The organism is Escherichia sp. KTE96 (assembly GCF_000408525.1).
Taxonomy (GTDB): Bacteria; Pseudomonadota; Gammaproteobacteria; order Enterobacterales; family Enterobacteriaceae; genus Escherichia; species Escherichia marmotae.
In genome coordinates, this window is the sequence record NZ_KE137149.1 from 1,459,204 (window position 1) to 1,484,350 (window position 25,147).

Genomic DNA, 25,147 nt, shown 5'->3' on the forward strand with positions numbered 1-25,147 from the left:
ATGAATAAGATTACCGGGCATAAAAATAGAGTCTGTCATACTTAGCGTAGTGGAGGAAAACAGCAGGATGTTCTGGAGGATATAAAGAACATCCTGGCATTCTGGAGATAAGATTTCTGTTACTTAGCCTTTATTTGTGTTCTGACAAATATAAAAGCATATTATCGCATAAACCAGAAATAAAAGAGGCCAACTTTTAAGCCAAGTATCGCGATGTAGGCACAGCAATATTTCATGGTGCCAGACATTATTTGATTAGCCTGTCCTTCCATTTTCGTGGCTGAAACGGCAATGGCGATACTTTGTGGCGAAATCATTTTTCCTCCCGTTGCACCGGAGGTATTTGCCGCCGCCAGCCAGTTGGGATCGATATGTAACTTACTGGCTGCAATAGTTTGCAGTTTGCCAAACAAAATATTCGAGTTAGTGTCGCTACCAGTGACGAAAGTACCCAGAGCACCAATGACCGGGGCGAGGAAGACATATGAACTTCCTGTGAGGTCGACAATTGACTGTGCCAGCGTAGAAATAATGCCGCTGAGATCCATAACTGTTGCCATAGCGACAATAGCCATAATTGCAATAATAGAATTTTTAAGTTGGAGCACGGTTTTGACAAAAACTTCCAGCATACCGCGTGCTGAAGCCCCCTGAATAAAACCGCCGAGAATAGTCGCAAAGATAATCAGCATTCCTGGCGTCGTGAGCCATTCGATTTTTAACACCAATGTTCCACCATCGACCAGTGAAAAATGCAGTGCTGAAGCTAACTGAGATGCTGCCGCCTTTATCGTTGGGAATAACGGTGAGCACAGCAGAATAAAGATAAAAATGAACAGGTAAATAGAGCCGACCCGAAACAGCACCTTTACTGAGCGTGGTGCCATTTCACGGGTATGGCTGGCTTCAATACGCCACTCGGGATCTACGTCTCTTTTGCGTAAACGGCTGGCAATTGCGACAGTGAAAAGGCTAACCAGGCTGCCAGCAAAAGCGGGTAATTCGGCACCGAGATGTATGGCAACAAAATACTGCGGAACAAGTGTCGCAATGCCACATAGCAGCGTGATAAGGAATACGCCGCGAATTGCTTTCACACCGCCGCCAATAATACCAATAATGACAAAGGGCAGCAGGAGATTAAAAATCGCCAATTGCAGAATAATTGTGCCACCTAAGGTGTAAACCGACAGGTTAACCTGTTCGGCCAGAATCGAAACCGGAATACCCACTGCCCCAAACGCTGTAGGTACGGTATTAGCAACCAGTGAAGCAATTGCGGCTTTCAGTGGGTTGAATCCCAGCGCGATGAGGATACCGATAGGGATTGCGACCGCTGTACCGTAACCGGCGGCAGCTTCAAGAAAACCACCAAAACACCACGAAATAAGGAGTACCTGGATACGCTTATCTTCGCTAATACTGGCGAGAATATCGCGGAGAATATCCAGCGCTTTGGTTGCCTGCATCACGTTATAACTGAATATCGCGCCGAGGATCACAATCACTATCGGCCATAACCCTTTGAGTGCGCCATAACTCACGGAGGCTTTAAGATTTTGTACTGGCATGTCCCAGAACAGGACAGATAAAACAGCAGTGAATGCCAGTGATATCAGAACTGAATAATGGATAGGCATCTTCAGTTTCAGAATCAGAAATACCATAAGGAGCAAAGGTGAGAGTGCTATAGCAAACATTAAATATCCGTGCATTTCTATTTCCAACTATATCGCTTGACCTTGTTTATATATTTTTCCGAAGAAGGCTATCTCATTGTAAAAATAAAAAATGCAAACTGAATCGCTTCAGTAAAATAAAATTATGGCTGTTGATGATTGTATGTTTATTGTTGGTTACTCGACGTATAAAACAATGAGTGTATATTTTCACAGCCCCAAAATGAGTAGCTCAAAATAGGTATTGGAGTTCATGGTTATGAACTTTATTGCCTTCTTAAATCAAATTCATGATCCCGTGTTGATAGTGTGTGTCATTATAAAAATGTGAGCGATGCCGAAAGAAATAAAATTAGTTATTGCATCCCGGAATTGAATGACGGATTATCTGTTTTGTCATACAAATGAGTTTGAAATTGTATTTTGCTACCTGATTAAAAAAGAGCCCCTATTTTTGTTGATGATTGATAACCCATAAGGGGTGGTTGCCATCGGGCATAAACAGAAATGAAGTAATGGAGTATTGGTTGTGAATGTAAATTTCTTTGTTACCTGTATTGGTGATGCACTGAAATCAAGGATGGCACGAGACTCCGTGTTGCTACTGGAAAAACTCGGCTGTCACGTAAATTTCCCGGAGAAACAGGGATGCTGCGGTCAGCCAGCGATCAATAGTGGTTATATCAAAGAAGCGATTCCAGGGATGAAAAATCTGATCGCCGCACTGGAGGAAAACGACGATCCCATTATTTCTCCTGCCGGTTCCTGCACCTATGCCGTAAAAAGTTACCCGACCTATCTGGCTGAGGAGCCTGAATGGGCATTACGTGCCGAAAAGGTCGCTGCGCGTATGCAGGATCTCACCTCTTTTATTGTTAATAAATTAGGGGTAGTTGATGTAGGAGCCAGCTTGCAAGGGAGGGCTGTGTATCACCCGTCTTGCAGTCTGGCCCGTAAGTTGGGGGTGAAGGATGAGCCACTTACGCTCCTGAAAAATGTGCGCGGGCTGGAGTTGTTGCCCTTTGCCGAACAGGACACCTGCTGCGGATTTGGCGGCACATTCTCGGTCAAAATGGCCGAAATATCCGGCGAGATGGTGAAAGAAAAGGTTTCACATCTGATGGAGGTTCGTCCTGAGTATCTCATTGGTGCTGACGTGAGTTGCCTGCTGAACATTAGTGGGCGGTTACAACGGGAAGGGCAGAAAGTCAAAGTGATGCATATTGCTGAAGTGCTGATGAGTCGCTGAGGATATAAAGATGTCGATCAAAACCAGTAATACAGAATTTAAAACACGCATCCGTCAGCAAATTGAAGATCCGATCATGCGCAAAGCGGTGGCAAACGCGCAGCAGCGTATTGGTGCAAATCGGCAAAAAATGGTTGATGAATTAGGGCACTGGGAGGAGTGGCGTGATCGTGCCGCCCAGATTCGTGATCATGTTCTGAGTAATCTTGACGCTTATCTGTACCAGCTCTCAGAAAAAGTGACGCAAAACGGCGGCCACGTCTATTTCGCAAAAACCAAAGAAGACGCTACCCGCTATATTTTACAGGTTGCCCAACGTAAAAACGCGCGGAAGGTGGTGAAGTCCAAATCAATGGTGACCGAAGAGATTGGTGTCAACCATGTGTTGCAGGATGCGGGCATTCAGGTGATTGAAACTGATTTGGGTGAATATATTCTCCAGTTGGATCAAGATCCGCCATCTCATGTCGTGGTTCCGGCTATCCATAAAGATCGCCACCAGATCCGCCGGGTGCTACATGAATGCCTGGGCTATGACGGCCCGGAAACGCCTGAAGCAATGACCTTATTCATCCGGCAAAAAATCCGCGAAGATTTCCTCAGTGCTGAAATCGGTATTACCGGCTGTAATTTCGCGGTGGCAGAGACGGGTTCGGTATGCCTGGTGACCAATGAAGGCAATGCGCGGATGTGTACCACGTTACCTAAAACGCACATTGCGGTAATGGGGATGGAGCGTATTGCCCCCACTTTTGCCGAGGTTGATGTATTGATTACCATGCTGGCGCGCAGTGCTGTTGGCGCGCGTTTGACGGGATACAACACCTGGCTGACAGGGCCGCGCGAAGCCGGACACGTTGATGGCCCTGAAGAGTTTCATCTGGTTATTGTCGACAACGGGCGCTCTGAGGTGCTGGCCTCTGAATTTCGGGATGTGCTGCGTTGTATTCGCTGCGGGGCCTGTATGAATACTTGTCCGGCATATCGCCATATTGGCGGCCACGGATATGGTTCTATTTACCCAGGGCCAATCGGCGCAGTGATTTCGCCACTGCTTGGCGGCTATAAAGATTTTAAAGATCTCCCCTACGCCTGTTCTTTATGTACAGCCTGTGACAGCGTTTGTCCGGTACGTATTCCTCTGTCGAAACTGATTTTGCGTCATCGTCGGGTGATGGCTGAAAAAGGGATCACAGCAAAAGCAGAGCAACGAGCGATAAAAATGTTCGCTTATGCCAATAGTCATCCGGGATTGTGGAAAGTCGGAATGATGGCAGGCGCTCATGCGGCGAGCTGGTTTATCAATGGCGGCAAAACACCGCTCAGGATTGGCGCGATTAGTGACTGGATGGAAGCACGCGATCTTCCTGAAGCTGACGGCGAGAGTTTCCGTAGCTGGTTTAAGAAACATCAGGCGCAGGAGAAAAAGAATGGATAATCGTAGCGAATTTTTGAACAACATTGCTCAGGCTCTGGGTCGCCCGTTGCGACTCGAACCGCAAGCAGAAGATGTGCCGCTTAACAACTATGCTAACGAGCGGCTTACTGAACTGAATCAGCAGCAGCGCTGTGATGCGTTCATCCAGTTTGCCAGCGATGTCATGTTGACGCGTTGTGAACTGACCAGCGAGGCGCAGGCTGCAGAAGCCGCATTACGCCTGTGTAAAGAGTTGGGAGATCAGTCTGTTGTGATTAGCGGTGACTCGCGACTGGAGGAACTGGGGATCAGCGAACGTTTACAGCAGGAATGCAATGCCATTGTTTGGGACCCGGCGAAAGGTGTAGAGAATATCTCTCAGGCGGAGCAGGCGAAAGTTGGCGTTGTGTATGCTGAATATGGCTTAACAGAGTCGGGAGGCGTGGTACTTTTTTCCGCTGCCGAGCGCGGGCGTTCGTTGAGCCTGCTACCGGAGTCCTCTATTTTTATTCTGCGTAAAAGCACCATCTTGCCGCGAGTGGCACAACTTGCAGAAAAATTGCATCAGAAAGCGCAGGCCGGTGAACGTATGCCATCCTGCATTAACATCATCAGTGGCCCCAGTTCAACAGCGGACATTGAGCTTATCAAAGTCGTTGGAGTTCATGGCCCGGTGAAAGCGGTATACCTGATTATTGAGGATTGCTGAGAGAAATATTGATAGCCATTCTGCTATTCAGTAGCAAGAAAGACAGCGACTATACCGCTATTACCGATTTACACAGTGGGACACAAGTCTGCGCCATGTCCTGTATATGGCGCACTTTCTTATACCTTTAGCGCATCATCACCGTTGTAGATAATCGTGTATCCTCTCGCAGAGGTTATATCTATACAGCGAAGCCATTAGTTTAGACTGATGGTCTGCCAGACAGTGAATAATAAAAACATAAAAAGAAACATTGATGCCCAAAATCACCACCGGGTCGAAACCATTGTTCAATAAGTTTATTCTTATTTGAGGTAATTGTAATTACATATTCGAATTGGGGTCTTATTCATGCAAGGCGTGTGGAGTTAATGCGTCAGAATTATTGTAACTACATGTTAATTAAGGTTTAATTGTCTGTGTATGATATTTTATTGGATGTTTTAAATATTATTTATTCTTAATCTCTTATTAATATTTCAATATAAGCTGAATGGATTCAGCCTTAAAATTGATGCTATGAAACTATGTGCATAGTATGAATAATTTGTGTGTTTAAGACACATCTTTACTCATTTTGTAATCGGATGTTGACGCCATGTTCATATCAGTTGGGATATTTTAAGTTGATTTGGATTGTTAAATTCATATAATGCGCCTTCGCTCGTGAATGAAGGTCAGTACTTAGTGGTAAATTATAAATATAGAAATAGTCGAACTACTTCTATAGTACCCCAAATGCGTGACTGAGATTGTTGGCTTTTAATATTAAACTTGCGTTATTATCTACTGAGATTCACTTGTGATTACATTTCTGAGGTATTTAGCGTAAACATTATTGAGCAAACATTAGAGGTAACGATAAACTGATTGATAGTGATGTTTGTTGTTATCGATACGGCATTGTTGATGTTTATGGTTACCCCTTATGCGTGCTCGGGAATCCACCAGTAGTAACTCATACTGAACAGCGATAAAAGATAAAAGGTGTGTTCATGGATTCATGTGATTTTCGTGTTTTTCTGCAAGAGTTCGGTACAACGGTTCATTTGTCATTGCCCGGTAACGTATCCGAGAAAGAGCGACTGCTACTCAAGCTGCTGATGCAGGGGATGTCGGTTACAGAAATATCACAATATAGAAATCGCAGCGCAAAGACAATTTCACATCAAAAGAAACAGCTCTTTGAGAAACTGGGGATCCAAAGCGATATTACTTTCTGGCGCGATATTTTCTTCCAGTACAATCCGGAGATCATATCCGCCAGTGGTAATAACAGTCACAGATATATCTCTGACAACCACTATCACCATATTGTCACACCTGAGGCAATCAGTCTGGCGCTGGAAAACCATGAATTCAAACCGTGGATCCAACCTGTTTTCTGCGCACAGACAGGGGTACTGACTGGCTGTGAAGTGCTGGTTCGCTGGGAGCATCCGCAAACGGGAATTATTCCTCCGGATCAGTTTATTCCTCTGGCGGAATCATCCGGCTTGATTGTGATAATGACCCGTCAGTTGATGAAACAAACCGCGGATATTCTGGCACCAGTAAAACATTTGCTGCCGGATAATTTCCATATTGGTATTAACGTGTCCGCGGGTTGTTTCCTGGCATCCGGGTTTGAAAAGGAGTGTCTGAACCTGGTTAAGAAATTAGGCAACGATAAAATCAAACTGGTTCTCGAGTTGACGGAACGTAACCCAATTCCGGTAACGCCAGAAGCCAGAGCGATTTTTGACAGCCTGCATCGCCATAACATCACATTTGCTCTGGACGATTTTGGTACTGGTTATGCGACCTATCGTTACTTGCAGGCGTTTCCGGTCGATTTTATTAAGATCGATAAGTCGTTTGTGCAAATGGCCAGTGTGGACGAAATCTCCGGCCATATTGTGGATAATATTGTCGAACTGGCACGTAAGCCTGGTCTTAATATTGTGGCGGAAGGGGTTGAAACTCAGGAGCAGGCGGATTTAATGATCGGCAAAGGCGTTCACTTTTTGCAGGGCTATTTGTTCTCCCCGCCAGTATCGGGTGATAAATTTATCTCTGAATGGGTAATGAAAGCGGGTGGTTGATATAAGCCGCAGTTCAGAGTGCATCGGGAGAGTGCCGGGTATTAATTCTCCCGATGCAGTAAATCCTGATAGATCCTTGTTAATATGCCATTTGGCGCAAATTGTTTTTTAATCCACTGCGTCACCTGACCCGTTGCGGAGTGCTGGGTTGCCAGTAACATGCGCGAATCCTGGCGCGGGTTATGAATTTGGCGGGTAACCAGCAGTGATTGCGCCATCGCTTCGCGAACCATGTAATCCGGCAAAAAACCAATCCCTTCGCCCAGAATCTGGCACTGACATTTGGTGTTGAAATCTGGCACCAGAATCGATTCCTGACCGTGTAGCAACCAGCCCACTTTTTTATTAATCGTATGTGCGGTGTCTTCCACCATGATATTGGGATAGAGACGTAACTGACTTTCAGCGATTGGCTCCGGCATGAAGGCTAACGGATGAGCCGGGGCGATGGCAAAGGCCCAGCGAATCGCACCAATCTCGGTGTAATCAATACCGCCACCGTCCAGTAGCGTATCGGGCGCGCCAATGGCGATATTCGCCTGGTTATTGATAATCGCGTCCCAGACACCGTTATACACTTCGGTGGTGACGGTAATCTGGCAGGTGGGAAATTGCTTTTTCAGTACCTGCAATAAGCGTGCGGTGTGTTTGGGTGTATAAAGTAGCTGATTAATACAAATGCGTACCCGCGCTTCTATGCCTTGCGAAATAGTATCGATACTGCGTTTAATAGCGTGAAAATCATTCAGCAGGTCGGTGGCCTTGCGGAAAAAATAGCGCCCGGATTCCGTTAGCTCAATGCTGCGGGTGTTGCGGGTAAACAGCACCACATCTAACCCCGTTTCCATTCGCTTGATGGTGTAGCTAATGGCGGAAGTCGTTAAACCCAACTCTTCTGCGGCTTTACTGAAGCTGCCAAAACGTGCAGCGGTAGTAAACGCCAGCAGATTTTCTTCGGTAAAAATTGAGTTCATTAAACCATTCCCGCCATTTTCTAATATGAATTTCTCCAGCCATGACTGTAGAGGTATCTATTAAAGATAGATAATCATTTTTGAATAACTTTTAACACCCGCCGCTTTTGGTTGTCGCTTCGCTTAATTTTTGTCCGCTATATTCTGAAATTATCCCCACGCAATTACCCGCCAGAAAACCCAGTAGCGTTACTGTCCAGTTCATCCCGCTGGCAAAAAACAGCGTCATGCCAAGAAATCCACCGGGAATGAATGACAGTAACCAGAAACGCCCTTGCCAGACCACCACCGCCGAGAAGGGAATGGTGGTAATCACGCTTGCCCAGAATCCGGAAAGCCCACTCACAGAGGCCAGCCAGCCGGAAGCCAGTGCAGCGAAAAATGCCCACACCATCCCGGAATAATTGACTGCCAGACTCTTGATAAACCCCGATTTACCGCCGCCTGCGGCATAAAAACTGCAAAAGGCGACGAAGCCTGTTGTTCCTAATAAATCCCATCCTTGAGAAAGCCCGACATGTGAAGACACTAACTGCCAAAGCCCTGCACAAATACCGACGGTAATACCCGTTGCAGTGAGTCCGTTCATCTTGTTCTCCTCTGGTTAGACGTGGACGGAAGCTGTTAATACATATGCAGACTATAGAGAAATAAAACCTGATTGAGTGAAAGGGTATGGGGAGAAAAAGATAAATATTGCACTGGCGCACACTGCTAAAAGATTGTTGAGCATCATTCAACAAAAAGACGGAATACAGCGAATTAAATTTAAGCGGGTTCTTTTGGTTGAGTTTCGTTGCTATTCTCAATTCATCGAAAACAGCCACAAAAACCAGGGGAATGTGAATGAGTATAAAAAATCTACCTGCCGACTATTTATTGGCTGCCCTACAAGGTGATATTGATAAAGTAAAAACCTGCCTTGCGCTGGGTGTCGATATTAATACCTGCGATCGCCAGGGGAAAACGGCAATTACGCTGGCAAGTTTATATCAGCAATATGCATGTGTGCAGGCGTTAATTGATGCCGGTGCAGATATTAACAAACAAGACCATACCTGCTTAAATCCTTTTTTAATGAGTTGCCTGAACGATGATTTAACGCTGCTACGAATTATTTTACCGGCTAAACCCGATCTTAATTGCGTCACCCGTTTTGGCGGTGTCGGCCTGACGCCAGCCTGTGAAAAAGGCCATTTAAGTATTGTGAAAGAGCTTTTGACGCATACGGATATTAACGTCAACCAGACCAATCATGTTGGCTGGACGCCGCTACTGGAAGCGATTGTGCTTAATGATGGCGGGATTAAACAACAGGCGATTGTCCAGTTATTACTGGAACACGGTGCCAGCCCGCATCTGACTGATAAATATGGCAAAACACCGCTGGAACTGGCGCGGGAACGCGGTTTTGAAGAGATTGCGCAGTTGCTGATTGCCGCAGGCGCATAAACCGGGAGGCTTGCTATCGACACACCAGAAAGACGGTGTGTGTGGGCGCTAACTGCGGATGCGGATTTTCTGGCGCAGCGGGGAGAAGGTCAGGTTGAACAGGTCTTTGCCAGAGCGGTAAACATTGCACTCCCGGCTCACCAACAGTTGCTGACGCTACTTTGTGAAGAGTACGACAATGCGCCAAACAGTTGTCGGTTGGCACTCACTCACTTTGATGGTCTGTTCCGTCATGGCGATAAGGTTCAGTTTGACGATCACGGGATTACGGTTGGTCAACATATTCATATAGATAAGCGTCGTTGCCAGCGTTGGCTGTCTCCAGCACTGCAATTGACCACTGAGAATTTCCACTTTATCGCCTGGCAACAGTGGCACGACATTATTCATCAGCATCTGGGGGAAAATGAAACCCTGTTTAATTATTGCGGTGATAATCCGTTTTATCAGGCGTTAAATAAAGAATTACAGATTAAAAGACGTCGTGTAATTCAGGCGTTAAGCGATAAACAAAATATCGCATCAGCGGTCGCTAACATGATGGGGTTAGGGATTGGGCTGACACCTTCAGCCGATGATTATTTAACAGGTCTGGCGCTTGTTTTATTTATTTCCGGACATCCGGCAGAAAAATACAAAGGGGAATTTTATCGCGGCCTGCAATGCGGCAGAAATAACACTACGTTATTAAGTGCCATAACGTTAGAAGCGGCATTGCAACAACGTTGTCGGGAAAATATTCATTATTTTATTTACGACATTATTTATAGCGTCCCTGGGAACTCAACTCAGGCAATAGAAAAGATTAAACATATTGGCTCCAGTTCCGGCTGCGACATGCTGTATGGCATGGCCGATGGTTGTGCGCTGAGCCAAACCTACGGAGGGAATTATGTCAGTTAAAATAGTCATTAAACCGAATACCTATTTTGATTCTGTCTCGCTGATGTCCATCTCCACGCGCGCAAATAAACTCGACGGCGTCGAGCAGGCATTTGTGGCGATGGCGACCGAAATGAACAAAGGCGTGTTGAAAAATTTAGGGCTGCTGACGCCGGAGCTGGAACAGGCCAAAAACGGCGACCTGATGATTGTCATCAACGGCAAACCAGACGCAGACAACGAGCAGTTGCTGGCGGAGATTGAAGAACTGTTCAACAGCAAAGCGCAAAGCGGCTCGCATGAGGCGCGTTACGCCACCCTTGCCAGCGCCAAAAAGCATATCCCGGAAAGTAACCTGGCAGTGATTTCTGTCAATGGCCTGTTTGCCGCGCGCGAAGCGCGTCAGGCGCTGCAAAACGACCTCAACGTGATGCTGTTCTCCGATAACGTCTCAGTTGAAGATGAACTGGCGCTCAAGCAACTCGCTCACGAAAAAGGGCTGTTGATGATGGGGCCGGACTGCGGCACGGCGATTATCAACGGCGCGGCGCTCTGTTTTGGTAACGCCGTGCGTCGCGGCAACATCGGTATTGTTGGTGCATCCGGCACCGGCAGCCAGGAACTGAGCGTCCGTATCCATGAATTTGGCGGCGGCGTTTCGCAACTGATCGGCACCGGTGGGCGCGACCTGAGCGAGAAAATTGGCGGTCTGATGATGCTCGATGCCATCGGAATGCTGGAAAACGATCCGCAAACTGAAATCATCGCGCTGATCTCCAAACCGCCTGCGCCTGCGGTGGCTCGTAAAGTGCTGGAACGTGCGCGCGCCTGCCGCAAGCCGGTGGTGGTTTGCTTCCTCGGTCGTGGTGAAACACCAGTGGATGAGCAGGGGCTACAGTTTGCCCGCGGCAGCAAAGAGGCGGCGCTGAAAGCGGTAATGCTCTCCGGCGTGAAACAAGAACATCTCGATCTGCATACCTTGAACCAGCCGTTGATTGCTGATGTCCGTGCGCGTCTGCAACCACAACAGAAATACATTCGTGGACTGTTCTGCGGCGGCACGCTGTGTGACGAAACCATGTTCGCGGTGATGGAAAAACATGGCGATGTTTATAGCAACATCCAGCCCGATCCGGAATTCCGCCTGCAAGATATCAACCGCAGCATCAAACACACCTTCCTCGACTTTGGCGATGACGACTTCACCAACGGCAAGCCGCACCCGATGATTGACCCGACCAACCGTATCAGCCGCTTGATCGAAGAAGCGCGCGATCCAGAAGTGGCGGTGATCGTGATGGATTTCGTGCTCGGATTTGGATCGCATGAAGATCCGGTCGGCTCCACCCTCGATGCGATCAAAGAAGCGAAAGCGATCGCCGCAGCCGAAGGCCGTGAGTTGATCATTCTCGCCTATGTACTGGGCACCGATCTTGATACGCCATCGTTAGCACAACAAAGCCAGATGCTGCTTGATGCCGGGGTAATTCTGGCCAGCAGCAGCACCAATACCGGATTGCTGGCGCGTGAATTTATCTGCAAAGGGGAGGAAGCCTGATGAGCCAGTCACTATTTAGCCAACCGTTGAACGTTATTAACGTCGGCATCGCCATGTTTAGCGATGATCTGAAAAAGCAGCATGTAGAAGTGACCCAACTAGACTGGACGCCGCCGGGACAGGGCAATATGCAGGTGGTACAGGCGCTGGACAACATTGCTGATTCGCCGCTGGCGGACAAAATCGCTGCCGCTAACCAGCAGGCGCTGGAGCGGATTACCCAGTCGCATCCGGTGCTGATTGGTTTTGATCAGGCGATTAACGTGGTGCCGGGCATGACGGCGAAAACCATTCTTCACGCCGGGCCGCCGGTTACCTGGGAAAAAATGTGCGGCGCGATGAAAGGTGCGGTCACCGGTGCGCTGGTGTTTGAAGGGCTGGCGAAAGATCTCGATGAGGCGGCTGAACTGGCGGCTTCCGGGGAGATCACTTTCTCGCCGTGCCACGAACACGACTGTGTGGGATCGATGGCGGGCGTTACCTCGGCCTCGATGTTTATGCACATCGTGAAAAACAAAACCTACGGCAACATCGCTTACACCAACATGAGCGAGCAGATGGCGAAGATTTTGCGTATGGGCGCTAACGACCAGAGCGTGATTGACCGCCTCAACTGGATGCGTGATGTGCAGGGGCCAATGCTGCGCGACGCGATGAAAATTATCGGCGAGATTGATCTGCGCTTAATGCTGGCGCAGGCGCTGCATATGGGCGATGAATGCCATAACCGTAATAACGCCGGGACGACGCTGCTGATTCAGGCGCTGACGCCGGGGATTATTCAGGCAGGTTATTCCGTGGAGCAACAGCGCGAAGTGTTTGAGTTTGTTGCCAGCAGCGATTATTTCTCCGGCCCGACGTGGATGGCAATGTGTAAAGCGGCGATGGATGCGGCGCACGGCATTGAATACAGCACCGTAGTGACCACGATGGCGCGTAACGGCGTCGAGTTCGGCCTGCGGGTCAGCGGATTACCGGGGCAATGGTTTACCGGCCCGGCGCAGCAGGTCATCGGGCCGATGTTTGCCGGTTATAAGCCGGAAGATTCGGGGCTGGATATTGGAGACAGTGCTATTACCGAAACTTATGGCATTGGTGGATTTGCTATGGCGACCGCACCTGCAATCGTCGCGCTGGTGGGCGGCACGGTGGAAGAGGCTATAGATTTCTCCCGTCAGATGCGTGAAATCACCCTCGGTGAAAACCCTAACGTCACCATTCCGCTGCTGGGTTTTATGGGCGTGCCATCGGCTATCGACATCACCCGTGTGGGTAGCAGCGGCATTCTGCCGGTGATCAACACCGCCATCGCTCATAAAGATGCAGGCGTCGGCATGATTGGCGCGGGCATTGTGCATCCACCATTCGCCTGCTTCGAGAAAGCCATTCTTGGCTGGTGTGAACGTTACGGCGTTTGACTTACATGTTTATGCCGGATGCGGCGAGAACGCCTTATCCGGCCTGCGAATGGCACGAGAATTGTAGGCCTGATAAGCGTAGCGCATCAGGCAGTCTGGCGTTGGTCATAACCCCATCACCCTCTGTAGCGGACATAACAACATGAAAGAACTTGTGGTCGTTGCCATTGGTGGCAACAGCATTATCAAAGATAACGCCAGCCAGTCGATTGAGCATCAGGCGGAGGCGGTGAAAGCCGTCGCCGATACGGTGCTGGAAATGCTGGCTTCCGATTACGACATTGTGCTGACCCACGGCAATGGGCCGCAGGTCGGTCTGGATTTACGCCGCGCGGAGATTGCCCATGAGCGAGAAGGGCTGCCCCTAACGCCGCTGGCGAACTGTGTGGCAGATACGCAAGGCGGCATTGGCTACCTGATCCAACAGGCGCTGAATAACCGGCTTGCCCGCCACGGCGAGAAAAAAGCCGTCACCGTGGTGACTCAGGTGGAAGTGGATAAAAACGATCCGGGTTTTGCTCATCCCACCAAACCTATTGGCGCATTCTTCAGTGAAACCCAGCGTGACACATTACAAAAGGCAAACCCTGACTGGCGTTTTGTAGAAGATGCCGGACGGGGCTATCGCCGCGTTGTCGCCTCGCCGGAACCGAAACGTATTGTCGAAGCACCTGCTATTAAAGCGCTGATCCAACAGGGCTTTGTGGTGATTGGCGCGGGCGGCGGCGGCATTCCGGTGGTACGCAGCGAAGCGGGGGATTACCAAAGCGTGGACGCGGTTATCGACAAAGATCTCTCTACCGCGCTACTGGCGCGTGAAATTCACGCCGACATTCTGGTGATCACCACCGGTGTGGAAAAAGTGTGTATCCACTTTGGCAAACCGCAGCAGCAGGCGCTGGATCGCGTAGATATTGCCACTATGACCCGTTATATGCAGGAAGGGCATTTCCCGCCCGGCAGCATGTTGCCAAAAATCATCGCCAGCCTGACGTTCCTGGAACAGGGCGGCAAAGAAGTGATTATCACCACGCCGGAATGCCTGCCCGCGGCGCTGCGCGGTGAAACGGGCACTCATATTATTAAAACGTAAGGACGTAAGATGAAAGAAAGCAATAGCCGCCGTGAGTTTCTGAGCCAGAGCGGTAAGATGGTCACCGCCGCCGCGCTGTTTGGTACGTCTGTGCCGCTTGCCCATGCGGCAGCCTCTGACACAATCCACTGCGAAGCGAACAACACCATGAAAATCACTGACCCGCATTACTATCTCGACAACGTGCTGCTGGAAAACGGTTTTGACTACGAAAACGGCGTGGCGGTGCAGACCCGCACGGCGCGCCAGACCGTGGAGATTCAGGACGGCAAAATTGTTGCGCTGCGCGAGAACAAGCAGCATCCGGACGCCACGCTGCCGCACTATGACGCTGGCGGTAAGTTGATGTTGCCCACCACCCGCGACATGCATATTCATCTCGACAAAACCTTTTACGGCGGGCCGTGGCGTTCACTCAATCGCCCGGCAGGCACCACCATCCAGGACATGATCAAGCTCGAGCAGAAAATGCTGCCGGAGCTGCAACCGTACACTCAGGAGCGGGCGGAAAAACTGATCGATTTATTGCAGTCGAAAGGCACCACCATTGCCCGCAGCCACTGCAATATCGAACCGGTTTCCGGCCTGAAAAATCTGCAAAATTTGCAGGCGGTGCTGGCACGACGTCAGGCGGGCTTCGAGTGTGAAATTGTCGCCTTCCCGCAGCACGGTTTGCTGCTGTCGAAATCGGAACCCTTAATGCGCGAAGCGATGCAGGCAGGCGCGCATTACGTCGGCGGCCTGGACCCGACCAGTGTTGATGGTGCGATGGAAAAATCTCTCGACACCATGTTCCAGATTGCGCTGGACTATGACAAAGGCGTCGATATTCACCTGCACGAAACCACTCCGGCGGGCGTGGCGGCCATCAATTATATGGTTGAAACGGTAGAGAAAACGCCGCAACTAAAAGGCAAGCTGACCATCAGCCACGCCTTTGCGCTGGCCATGCTCAACGAGCAACAGGTAGATGAACTGGCGCACCGGATGGCGGCGCAGCAAATTTCTATCGCCTCGACGGTGCCGATTGGCACGTTGCATATGCCGCTCAAGCAGCTACACGACAAGGGCGTAAAAGTGATGACCGGCACCGACAGCGTTATTGATCACTGGTCGCCTTACGGCCTGGGCGACATGCTGGAGAAAGCCAATTTGTACGCGCAGCTTTATATTCGCCCTAACGAACAAAACCTGTCCCGTTCGCTGTTTTTAGCCACTGGTGACGTTTTGCCGCTGAATGAAAAAGGCGAGCGCGTCTGGCCAAAAGCGCAGGATGACGCCAGTTTTGTGCTGGTGGATGCCTCCTGTTCCGCCGAGGCGGTGGCGCGTATCTCGCCGCGCACGGCGACGTTCCATAAAGGACAACTGGTATGGGGGAGTGTGACAGGGTGATGTGCATTTGACGCGTTTGTAACGGCGAGCAGTAACCCCAGGGATGGGGGCGCCTGAATATGGCTTTGTTGGCTTTGACTCTCCTGAACATGAGAAATAGTGTGTGGTTCCACTAACCACACAGCAAATCTTACGAGTCGCCTTAAGCATTCGGCAACGCATAATACTTCACCGGTTTACCATCTTCATTTCCATCAACATGCGGCTGGTCTGTAACGGCTTATCCAGCATATTTTGCTGGAATTGGCCGAACGCCTGACGGGCGTCCTTAATTGCGACTTTTGCGGCATTAAGCGATTGTTGTGCCATTTTCGCAAAATGAATTTATTGGCGTTGGTGGTATTCGTTTTTGTCGGCGTTCAGTAGCAGAGCAACCAGCGTTTCATCGCCCTTAATGTCAATCTCACTCATTTAATTGTCTCGTTGAATAGTGACTGGACGTTATTAGAAGCCGCGCACTCCATGAAAAAGTTTCATCCGTAAGCCCGGCGGCAAAAAATAAAATCCACAATCTTTGTGTCAAAAAGCATAAATTCTGTGAATTATTCCCATCAAGCGATTTAAATTTCTTACGCATGTGTTTGATCAATGTTTTTATGAGATATATAACGTTTTGTAGATGTAAAAATCGAGACTTTTCCTATAATGAGCGGGCGGTTTTTTTCCTTGCTGGTGATGTTCTGCCCTGCAAATTTCTTTTCCTTCACTCAAGGTATTTAGATGTTTTCGCTGACTTCGTTCCTCGACACGTTAACCTCTGTTAATCCAGAAAATGTGCCGATTTATGTCGCTATTGTGGTTGGGGTTTTGTTGTTGGGTTTCATTGTCCGTTACGCTATTCCTTCATTTAGGGTTTCAGCACGCTTTAAACAAAAAGCGAAAGCAATTCGGCTACTTGGCAATGAAAAACCGGCACAACAACTCGAAAAATTAGACGCGTTATTCTCTGATAAATTTTTTGCGCACCCCTGGAGCGAATTTAAAGAGTCTCTACATCGCCAGTTTGAGTTTGATGAAAACAGCGGGCAAAAAAAAATTAGCGCCATCCGCTCAACGGCTCCGTCGTCAGCATGGTTTACGGAACCGTTATTAGTCGAAATTCCTCTCTATACAGAAGCGTTTAAACATCTCCCTGGCATCCTGACCGGAATTGGGATTATCGGCACCTTTTCGGGGCTGATGATTGGTTTGCACCATTTTGACCCCAGCACGCCAGAGCAGGTCAGCGCCAGTGTCGCTAACCTTTTACGCGACGTTCTGTATGCGTTTTTAGGTTCGGCATTTGCTATTACGTTCTCTATTCTGGTCACCATGTTTGAAAAATGGCGACTGGCGCAATGTTATAAAAATCTTGAACTCCTTACCGCCAGCATTGACCAGCTTTTTGAAGGCGGCGTCGGTGAAGATTACCTTTCGCAACTTCTTTCCAGTACTAAAGAAAACACCACCCATGCGAGGCAACTTAAGGATGGTCTGGTCACTGACCTGCGTGAAATGCTGCAAAACCTGGTAGATAGCCAGATGCGGGAAAATCAAAAGCTGGCAGAGACATTATCAACGACATATCGCGAGTCAGGCCAACAGTTTGCTGAACAGGTCAGTGGCGCTATTGAAACCAGTCTGAAAAATCCGCTGGATAAAATTGCTGGTGTGGTGCAAACCGCTTCCGGCGATCAGAGCCATCGTGTGCAGTCGATGCTGGAGAACGTCCTGACTGCCTTTATGAGCAAAATGGATAACACCTTTGGTCAGCAGTTCACCACCATGCAGGAGATGATGGGGCGTTCTGTGGAAGCCATTCAGTCGATGCAAAGCGGTTTTTCTACGTTGTTGCAGGATATGCGTCAGGCCGGGGATGACTCACGTCAGGGCAGCGCGCAACTGATCTCTCAACTGTTAAGCGAAATGAAAAGCGGTCAGCAGGAGATGCAGGCAGGGATGAATGAGATGCTGCGTAGTTTGCAGGAGTCCGTTGCCCGTATTGGCGCAGAAGGTGAGGGTGCGGGCGAACGGATGGCACAACAACTGGAAAAAATCTTTGCCGACAGTGAAGCGCGTGAAAAAGCGATGGCGGAACAGATGCGCGCTTTTATTGAGGCTATCCAGTCCAGTGTTCAGCAAGGGCAAAATGAAACCATGGAAAAAATGGCGGCTTCTGTGGATACGCTTGGCAGTCATATGGCAACGCTTTTCGCACAACTGGAAAATGGCCAGCAGCAACTTAATCAGCAGCAAAATCAGGCGCAAAATCTGCTGATAGGCAATATGAGCAAAGGGGTGGAAGCGCTGACGCAAAACCTGGCGGGCGTATTCAGCCAACTAGAGTCCGGGCAAAAACAGATGAGCCAGACTCAGGAACAAGGGCAACGCGTGCTGCATGAAGAGACTCAGCAGCTCCTGGCACGTAGCGAAGCGCGTGAGCAGGCGGCGGCCGAGCAACAACAACAGTTTATGACGTCGTTACAGCAAACCATGCATTCCAGCCAGGATGCCCTGCGAGAGAAAATGACCAGCGGTATTGATCAATTGGGTAGCCAACTTGGCAGCCTGTTTGGACAACTGGAAGAAGGTCAGAAGTCGCTCAGTCAGCAACAGCAATCAGCGCAGAGTGCGTTGCAACAGGAAGCGCAGCGAATCATTGGTCAGCTTGAAAGTCAGGTTGAGTCGCTGATGCAGATGCTACGTGAACAGCAATCAGCCTCTGGCGAGTTGCTGCAACGGATGGCGCAAAACACCACGCGCCATCTGGAAGAGATACAAACAGGAGCCGACAAAATGCGCGTGGCCGCCGACCGCTTTGAAGCTGCGGGCGATCGCGTTGCCGAGGCTAATCAATTGACCGCCGAGGTGCTGAATAGCACGCAACAGGCAGGGCGCACGCTTTCCGGTGCCAGCGCGGAGTTGGGGGCATTGATTGCTGATTATCGTAATACCCGTGAAGTCGTGGCGAATGCCATAACCGCACTCGAAACGCTGATTAACCGTAGCCATGATGAACAATCATCCCGCAGCCGTTTTGTTGACGATCTGAAGGCGTATTCCGAACGCCTGCAACAATATAACCGCGAGGCTCAGGAGTTTCTGCATAACATTGCCGAGGTGATGGGAACCAGTTTTGAATCCTTTACGACCGGGGTGGAAAACGGCCTGAATCGTTCACTACAGGAGATGGATACGCAACTGACTAAAGCGGCAGGAGCCTTAAGTTCTTCGGTTGAGATTATCGGTGAAAGCGTGGATACGCTGGAAACGGTACTCCGTCATCGTCGCGCGTAAGGAACAGGCTGATGTTTAACCGGGTATTTAATGGCAGGCAACGGCGCAGCGATGAAGCGGAAAAACCTTTCTGGATCTCCTATGCAGATCTGATGACTGCCATGATGGTGTTGTTTCTGGTGGTGATGGTGGCGTCGCTTAGCTCTGTTACGCAGCGAATTCAGCAGGCGGAAGCCGGGGAGAGATCGCGCGGGCATGATATCGCTCGCCTGTGTGAAAAACTTGAACTTCAGGCAAAAAATCTCAACAAGACGATTCAGGTTGACTGCCATGATAACCGTATCAGCTTTGGTGAAGCAGGGCGTTTTGAGCACAATCGCTTCGCGCTTAACGCCGAAGGATTACAGGCGCTACAGGATGTGGTGCCGTTAGTGCTGGAGGCGGCAAATAGCGATGAAGGCAAAAAATGGTTTAAGCAAATTGTTATAGAAGGTTTTACGGATACCGATGGTTCTTATCTCTATAACTTGCATCTTTCGTTGCAACGCTCGGAGTGGGTGATGTGCAGTTTGCTGGATAGCAGAAGCGCGCTACAGCAAAAAATAACCCCGGAACAGCAAGTCCAGATCCGCAAATTATTTCTGGCGGGTGGGGTTTCGTTCAACAATGCGAAAGAGAGCAAAGAGGCCAGCCGTCGCGTAGAACTGCGGATGCAATTCTTTGGCCTGAAAGACAAAAAGCACGATGAAAGCATGGATGTTGTTCCAGGCATTAGCCAGGAAACCTGTCAGCTAGGAATCATGCAATGACTTCCGCTATTGAAAAACTGAAAACCCGCTTACTTCCCTACAGAGAGCAGAACGCGCAGCCGACGGTAAGCCACGCTTTTAACTATCTTCAGCGCGTTATCGCGCAACTTGAGAGAAAGGTAGATGCTCGCGCGGTGAAGATGGTTCCCCCTCTGGAGAAACGCCGACAGGCCATTGCCCGACTGCGTGCGGGGGAGATGCCAAAGCCCTTCGAATGGAAGATGATTTTTTTTGGCCTCAATGACGTAGCAGAAGGCGATCTGTTTGAAATTGCATTGATGGATGATGCAACAAACTTTGCGAGAATTATCGCTGAAATTGAACAAAAAATTGCGCAGCGGCGGTTAACGCGGCGGGAATGGCTGGCGTTATGTACCAGCTACTTTGGTCATGCCAGCGATACGCCAGAAAAGAATCCGCAGTGGCTGCAGCTACGCACGCAGATTGCCCACGGTTTTCAACAGCTTAAGGAGAGTGCGCCGCGTCAGATGTCCTGGATGTCGGTCATTGGCACCTATAGCGATATTTTTACCGATAATGCAGGGTTTCTTCTCGGACAACAGCTCGGGCGCGGAGAAATAACGGATATTTCGGTGCTGGAGAAAGTTGCGCAAATTCCGCAAACCAGTTGGTTATGGCGCAAAATTGTTAACCACCTGATCAATGAGATTTTTCGCCAGAATGACGATGATTTTCAGCAGAAAATTAATTCGCTTATCGCGTTAAGCCGCCAGCTTACGCGGTTTAAAGATAATATTCTGGCAGCCACTTTGACCCGTTATTATCAGTCGGCTTTTAAACATCAAACACATTTCGAACTCAAGCAATTGGCCCTGGAATATTGGGGAAATCCGCAGTTAACCAGTCGTAATAAAAGCTGGCATGTTCACGTTGAAAATCCCGTATTACTGATGGTGCAAGGGTGGTTCGCCAAAGACGACCTGAAACTGTTCTTTGAGTTGCTGAAAGGCAATCGGGATGTTGACCATGCGCGCCTGTTCTACTGGCTACGTTTTGCCAATCAGATGAGCTATACGCGCATTGTGCTGGGCGAAGAGGCGCTGCGATCCAAAGATGCCGATTATGTTGAGTTCAGGGCGAAAAACGCAGGGCGATTAAGCCGCCTGCAAGGCTCTGGTTCACGCGATAACAATGCCATGATTATGCGCATTGGCGATTATCTGTTTGTCGAATTTTCGAAAGTGGGGGCGATGTATGCCTACCATATGGGGAATGCGCCCTTTAATCCGGAAACCGGCATTCTTGATATTGATTATGATCTGAAAGATAAGCGGAATAACCGGCGCAAAGTCCGGTTGCGTTTACCGCATTTGTCGCCGGTATTTCGCTACTCACTCAACCGAATTGAAGGTTGGATGAGCCGATATGACGAAGAACTTCGTAAGTTGGGTATTGATTACGTTGCGGAAGATGTAAATCAGCCCTCTGTCACTTTGGATGCCTCCCGCTTCAATGCGTCAAAGACCGTGAGTCGGCCAGAGCCTGCATCGTTGCCTGAACATGAAGTCAGTGATGCAAAGTCAGACCGGGAAGAGCAAACCAACATCATCGCCTCAGCGTTAAAAGCCAAAAAAGAGCTACCTGGCCGGGAACAGCAAATCCGGGAGGTTATTCGTTCGGTCGATTGTAAAGTGATGGATAAACGAGGGCTGGGGGGCGCAATCCACATTCAGTTCAATGAGCCTGACCATGAAGCGGCGCAAAAATTACTCAGCCTCGGGTTTAAACCGGTGCTGGGTAAATTTACTTACTGGAGCAAATAGTGTTCAAAAAATTGTTGGGTAAATTTATTAAAGAGAATACCTCACTACCCGCTTCATTTGTGCCGCTGTATGTAATGAAAGAGGAGGGCTTTTCTTTCCCCTTTAGTCTTGCTGATAGTGAAGATAACTGGCCTGTCGCCTCATGTCTGGAACAGCTTCATGAGGAAGATTATGTTTCACACTGGTCTGATTGCTGGTTTCTTAGCTGGGATGATTTTTATCGCATCCGGAAAAATGATGACTATGCCAGCAGCCTGGCGATTTTCGCTTTTCCTCCACAGCGCAATCTGACGGCTCATCTTGCTGCAACGGGAAGTATTAGCGATGATACTTTTCGCGTTTTCATTGATAAATGGACGCAGCCCGACGACTATCGCCCCGTCGGAATAACTTGCACGGGAGCCAGCTTTTCCTCTGCGGAAGGCACCTTTGTGTTAAGCGAAGAGAACTGGCAGCTTCTGGACGCACTACAGCAACTCAGATTGCAGCAGCGACAGACGCCGGGCGAAACGGTCAACCAAACCAGTTGGGCTAAAATACGGCGGCAGGCCAAAAAAGCAGGGGCAAAACTGGATGACTATCTCGCAAAAACGATCGTTATCAGGCCAGAATCGTTACAGTTAAAACTGCGAAAATCGCTGGTGGTAGATACTCCGGTACTGGAAATTGAACCGGTTTTTGATGAGCAGCCTGCAAACTGGTTACAGATTTTTGACCGTACGCAACAGGTGCAGGATCGTTACCGTGTTTTAGGGGATGATGGTGTCTTAAATCATGTCATTCTTTCTCCTGAAGTCAAAGACGTCCTGACCTCCGTGCACGCTATTACCGGGCGTCGTGTGGCGGGGGATGATGCGCTCTCATTTGTTCGCAATCCCTACACCTGGATTGGTGAAGAGGCGAGCCAGGTGCTCGATCCTGACGTTTACGAGCAGAATTTACAGGACGCCGGGATCTACTTTTATGATTTTCGTCTGGAGCCGCAGATCGATGAAAACAGGCAAATTGCATCTGTAACGCTTTTTCTCAGCCCCAGAACTGAACAATCCGTGCCGGATGAAACCTATATCTTTAAACGCCCAGGTGAACTGGCGGCGTTGCTCTCTGAACTGGAACAAAAGTTAGCGGCACAACTGCCCGCCGGAGTCTGGCAGGGTTACGATCTGGAGCTTTCCAGATTCAGCCAGGAAGAACTGCAAGGTTATCAGGCGTTGCTTGAAAACTGGCAGCAACAGGCGGCGGGAATGAATTTTACCCACGTTCTCGATCTCAACAAATACAGTGACCGGGTTATCGGGATCGGTGAATTTGAAAAAATCAGTTCGCCTTATCTGGTCAAAAGTGAAAGTGAAAAATGGCTTCCGGAGAACCTTGCGCAAGAGATGTGCGAGGTCATGTTCTCTGGCTGGGATCTCGATAATCATCAACATTTTCAGGAACTGGAAGAGCGGCTGGAAGAGGCAAAAGCCACGGATGCGCCGGAAGTTGCCATGCCCTGGAACGACAACCTTTTGCCTCGCGAAGAAGCAGAAATTTTCCACGATAAATGGAAAAAGAAAATCGATGGCGAAACAAATGATGGCGTAAGCAGTGAACCGGTTAGTCGTGCCGTTCTGCTGATAGAACAAAATATTGAGCAGGCGCTGTATGTTAAACAACGGCGGGATTCCTTGCTCGGCGCACATCAGGCAGAAGTCGAACTGCCGATGATCCTCAAAACGTCCATTCAGCTACGTGAACATCAGCGTAAAGGGGTGGCGTGGCTCCAACAGTTGTATCTAAAGTCGCCAACCGAGACGGCGGGATGTTTACTGGCGGACGATATGGGGTTGGGTAAAACCTTACAGATTTTAACCTTTCTCATCTGGCATCGAGAACGTTTCCCGGATGCGCCCCCCTCGCTGATTGTTGCTCCGGTATCGTTACTCGATAACTGGGAACGTGAGGTCGGGAATTTCTTCCTGCGCGAGCAGGTGTCGATTTTAAAACTTTATGGTAATGAGCTTAAGGCGAAGAAGTGCGCGAAAGAGAGCATTCCTCAGGCACTTAAAAGCAAGGGCATTAAGAACTTACTGCAAAATGACTGGGTGGGTGACGCGCATATTGTTCTTACTACCTACGAGACGTTGCGCGATCAGGAATTTTCCCTGGCTCGTCAGCCCTGGTCCATAATGGTGTGCGACGAAGCGCAGAAAATCAAAAATCCGGCGGCATTAATAACCCAATCGGCAAAAGCCATTCAGGCGCAATTTAAAGTCGCATGTACCGGAACACCAGTCGAAAACACCCTTGTCGATCTGTGGTGTTTATTTGACTTCGTTCAGCCGGGGTTGTTGGGGGCTTTAAATAATTTTGGTAAAGATTATCTGCGCCCCATTGAGCAACAGAATGATAATGCTGTCCTCGAATCGCTACGCAAATTAATAGAACCGCAGACACTGCGCCGCACCAAAGAAGAAGTAGCGAAAGATCTGCCGGATAAGATTGAAGATCAGTACTGTAAACAGTTGAATATGCTGCCATTGCAACGGGATCTCTATACCCACTCGGTTGTAAGCTGGCAAAACCAACAGGAGATCAGCGAAGGGCTGGATCAACGAGGCTCAGGTATGCTGGGGTTGCTGCATCGGTTGAAACTTATTTGCGCATGGCCTTATTCCGTAAGTGCAGATTTGCGCTTACGTAACGATGCTCCGAAAGTAAAATGGCTGCTGGAGACGTTAAACACCATTCGCCAGTCATCTGATGACAAAGTGATTATTTTTACGGAACTGCGCGATATTCAACGAGAGCTGCAACATCTGATTGCGCAGAATTTTGGCTTTAAGCCTTTTATTATTAATGGTGATACCAGCACCAAATCTGGCAGTGACCAAAATCGTCAGAGCCTGATCGATGCATTTCAATCAACGCCAGGTTTTAACGTTATTATTTTATCCACCATCGCCGTTGGGTTTGGCGTCAATGTCCAAAAAGCGAATCATGTCATCCACTTTACCCGCTGTTGGAATCCGGCGAAGGAAGATCAGGCGACTGACAGAGCCTACCGCATTGGGCAGCAGAAAGATGTTTACGTCTATTATCCGACAGTGCGTGATAGCCAGTTAATGACTTTTGAAGAAACGCTGGATGAATTACTGAACCGACGCAGAGCGTTGGCCAGAGATATGCTCAAAGGGGCAAGCGATCTGACCGCCGCAGATTTTGAAGCGGTGCTGGCGGGCGCTCCCCCGGCATAGGGAACGCAATGGTTGATGACAAGACTTAAAAGAGCGCGAAGTTGCCCCCTTCTATAACCCTGAATATGCCGGGGCAGGGCAAGTCAACCGACAGGGATTCGGTGTTGCTTGGTTTATGAATAATAAATATATTTTGTGAATGTATGAGTTGACATTTATATGAAAAAAATCATAATTCCATCAAGTTTGCAT

General features: G+C 49.0%; 18 protein-coding genes. 14 read left to right on the forward strand and 4 right to left on the reverse strand.

The annotated features are described in order from the left end of the window. Positions 1–161: 161 nt before the first annotated feature. On the reverse strand, positions 162–1,715 hold the full coding sequence (locus A1WG_RS07540) for an L-lactate permease (protein ID WP_024191840.1): 1,554 nt from the start codon (positions 1,713–1,715) through the stop codon (positions 162–164). 493 nt (positions 1,716–2,208) lie between these two features. Between A1WG_RS07540 and A1WG_RS07535 the strand changes: the two genes are divergently transcribed. The 4 genes from A1WG_RS07535 to pdeL all read left to right on the forward strand — a co-directional run bounded on the left by A1WG_RS07535 (position 2,209) and on the right by pdeL (position 7,138). After that, complete coding sequence (locus A1WG_RS07535) at positions 2,209–2,928, forward strand: (Fe-S)-binding protein (RefSeq protein ID WP_001102096.1); 720 nt, start codon at positions 2,209–2,211, stop codon at positions 2,926–2,928. Positions 2,929–2,938: 10 nt separating this feature from the next. Next, positions 2,939–4,366 (forward strand): LutB/LldF family L-lactate oxidation iron-sulfur protein, encoded by a 1,428-nt coding sequence (locus A1WG_RS07530; RefSeq protein ID WP_000023937.1) that lies wholly within the window; start codon positions 2,939–2,941, stop codon positions 4,364–4,366. Then, entirely contained in the window at positions 4,359–5,054 is a 696-nt protein-coding gene (locus A1WG_RS07525; RefSeq protein WP_000370394.1) for a LutC/YkgG family protein, read from the forward strand. Before A1WG_RS07530 ends, A1WG_RS07525 begins: the two co-directional genes overlap by 8 nt. A gap of 995 nt (positions 5,055–6,049) precedes the next feature. Beyond that, positions 6,050–7,138 carry a DNA-binding transcriptional activator/c-di-GMP phosphodiesterase PdeL gene (gene pdeL / locus A1WG_RS07520; RefSeq protein ID WP_001515818.1) on the forward strand — a complete coding sequence of 363 codons (1,089 nt, stop codon included), beginning with the start codon at positions 6,050–6,052 and terminating at the stop codon, positions 7,136–7,138. A gap of 41 nt (positions 7,139–7,179) precedes the next feature. Here pdeL and A1WG_RS07515 read toward each other — a convergent pair whose 3' ends face one another. Together A1WG_RS07515 and A1WG_RS07510 are read right to left on the reverse strand one after the other, a co-directional pair. After that, the gene (locus tag A1WG_RS07515) at positions 7,180–8,112 is read right to left on the reverse strand and encodes a LysR substrate-binding domain-containing protein (RefSeq protein ID WP_001084382.1); all 933 of its coding nucleotides are present in this window, start codon (positions 8,110–8,112) and stop codon (positions 7,180–7,182) included. 91 nt (positions 8,113–8,203) lie between these two features. Continuing rightward, positions 8,204–8,701, reverse strand: coding sequence for a DUF1097 domain-containing protein (locus tag A1WG_RS07510; protein WP_001515819.1), 498 nt, complete (start codon positions 8,699–8,701; stop codon positions 8,204–8,206). 257 nt (positions 8,702–8,958) lie between these two features. Here A1WG_RS07510 and A1WG_RS07505 point away from each other — a divergent pair, with 257 nt between their 5' ends. From A1WG_RS07505 to A1WG_RS07480, 6 genes are all read left to right on the forward strand, one after another. Then, complete coding sequence (locus A1WG_RS07505; RefSeq protein WP_001515820.1) at positions 8,959–9,564, forward strand: ankyrin repeat domain-containing protein; 606 nt, start codon at positions 8,959–8,961, stop codon at positions 9,562–9,564. Between the two features lie 39 nt (positions 9,565–9,603). Next, positions 9,604–10,467, forward strand: coding sequence for an oxamate carbamoyltransferase subunit AllH family protein (locus A1WG_RS07500; RefSeq protein WP_001515821.1), 864 nt, complete (start codon positions 9,604–9,606; stop codon positions 10,465–10,467). Then, entirely contained in the window at positions 10,457–12,004 is a 1,548-nt protein-coding gene (gene fdrA / locus A1WG_RS07495) for an acyl-CoA synthetase FdrA (RefSeq protein WP_001515822.1), read from the forward strand. The genes A1WG_RS07500 and fdrA overlap by 11 nt, the downstream gene beginning before the upstream one ends. Then, on the forward strand, positions 12,004–13,422 hold the full coding sequence (locus A1WG_RS07490) for a YlbE family protein (protein ID WP_000083466.1): 1,419 nt from the start codon (positions 12,004–12,006) through the stop codon (positions 13,420–13,422). The genes fdrA and A1WG_RS07490 overlap by 1 nt, the downstream gene beginning before the upstream one ends. Before the next feature lie 142 nt (positions 13,423–13,564). Continuing rightward, the gene (locus A1WG_RS07485) at positions 13,565–14,515 is read left to right on the forward strand and encodes a carbamate kinase family protein (protein ID WP_001515824.1); all 951 of its coding nucleotides are present in this window, start codon (positions 13,565–13,567) and stop codon (positions 14,513–14,515) included. A 9-nt stretch (positions 14,516–14,524) separates the two neighbouring features. Beyond that, on the forward strand, positions 14,525–15,907 hold the full coding sequence (locus A1WG_RS07480) for an amidohydrolase family protein (RefSeq protein ID WP_001515825.1): 1,383 nt from the start codon (positions 14,525–14,527) through the stop codon (positions 15,905–15,907). Between the two features lie 168 nt (positions 15,908–16,075). On the opposite strand, the gene A1WG_RS23555 is transcribed toward A1WG_RS07480, so the two are convergent. Beyond that, positions 16,076–16,216 carry a hypothetical protein gene (locus A1WG_RS23555; RefSeq protein WP_228029511.1) on the reverse strand — a complete coding sequence of 47 codons (141 nt, stop codon included), beginning with the start codon at positions 16,214–16,216 and terminating at the stop codon, positions 16,076–16,078. Between the two features lie 411 nt (positions 16,217–16,627). Here A1WG_RS23555 and zorA1 point away from each other — a divergent pair, with 411 nt between their 5' ends. From zorA1 to zorD, 4 genes are read left to right on the forward strand one after another with little or no spacing between them, the layout of a single operon-like run. Continuing rightward, a complete protein-coding gene (gene zorA1, locus A1WG_RS07475; protein WP_016242599.1) occupies positions 16,628–19,183 on the forward strand; it encodes a type I Zorya anti-phage system protein ZorA1 in 2,556 nt (851 codons plus the stop codon). A gap of 11 nt (positions 19,184–19,194) precedes the next feature. After that, positions 19,195–19,932 (forward strand): type I Zorya anti-phage system protein ZorB1, encoded by a 738-nt coding sequence (gene zorB1, locus A1WG_RS07470; protein ID WP_001515827.1) that lies wholly within the window; start codon positions 19,195–19,197, stop codon positions 19,930–19,932. Further along, complete coding sequence (gene zorC, locus A1WG_RS07465) at positions 19,929–21,716, forward strand: type I Zorya anti-phage system protein ZorC (protein ID WP_001515828.1); 1,788 nt, start codon at positions 19,929–19,931, stop codon at positions 21,714–21,716. The genes zorB1 and zorC overlap by 4 nt, the downstream gene beginning before the upstream one ends. Beyond that, positions 21,716–24,955, forward strand: coding sequence for a type I Zorya anti-phage system protein ZorD (gene zorD / locus A1WG_RS07460; RefSeq protein WP_001515829.1), 3,240 nt, complete (start codon positions 21,716–21,718; stop codon positions 24,953–24,955). Before zorC ends, zorD begins: the two co-directional genes overlap by 1 nt. Positions 24,956–25,147 lie beyond the last annotated feature (192 nt).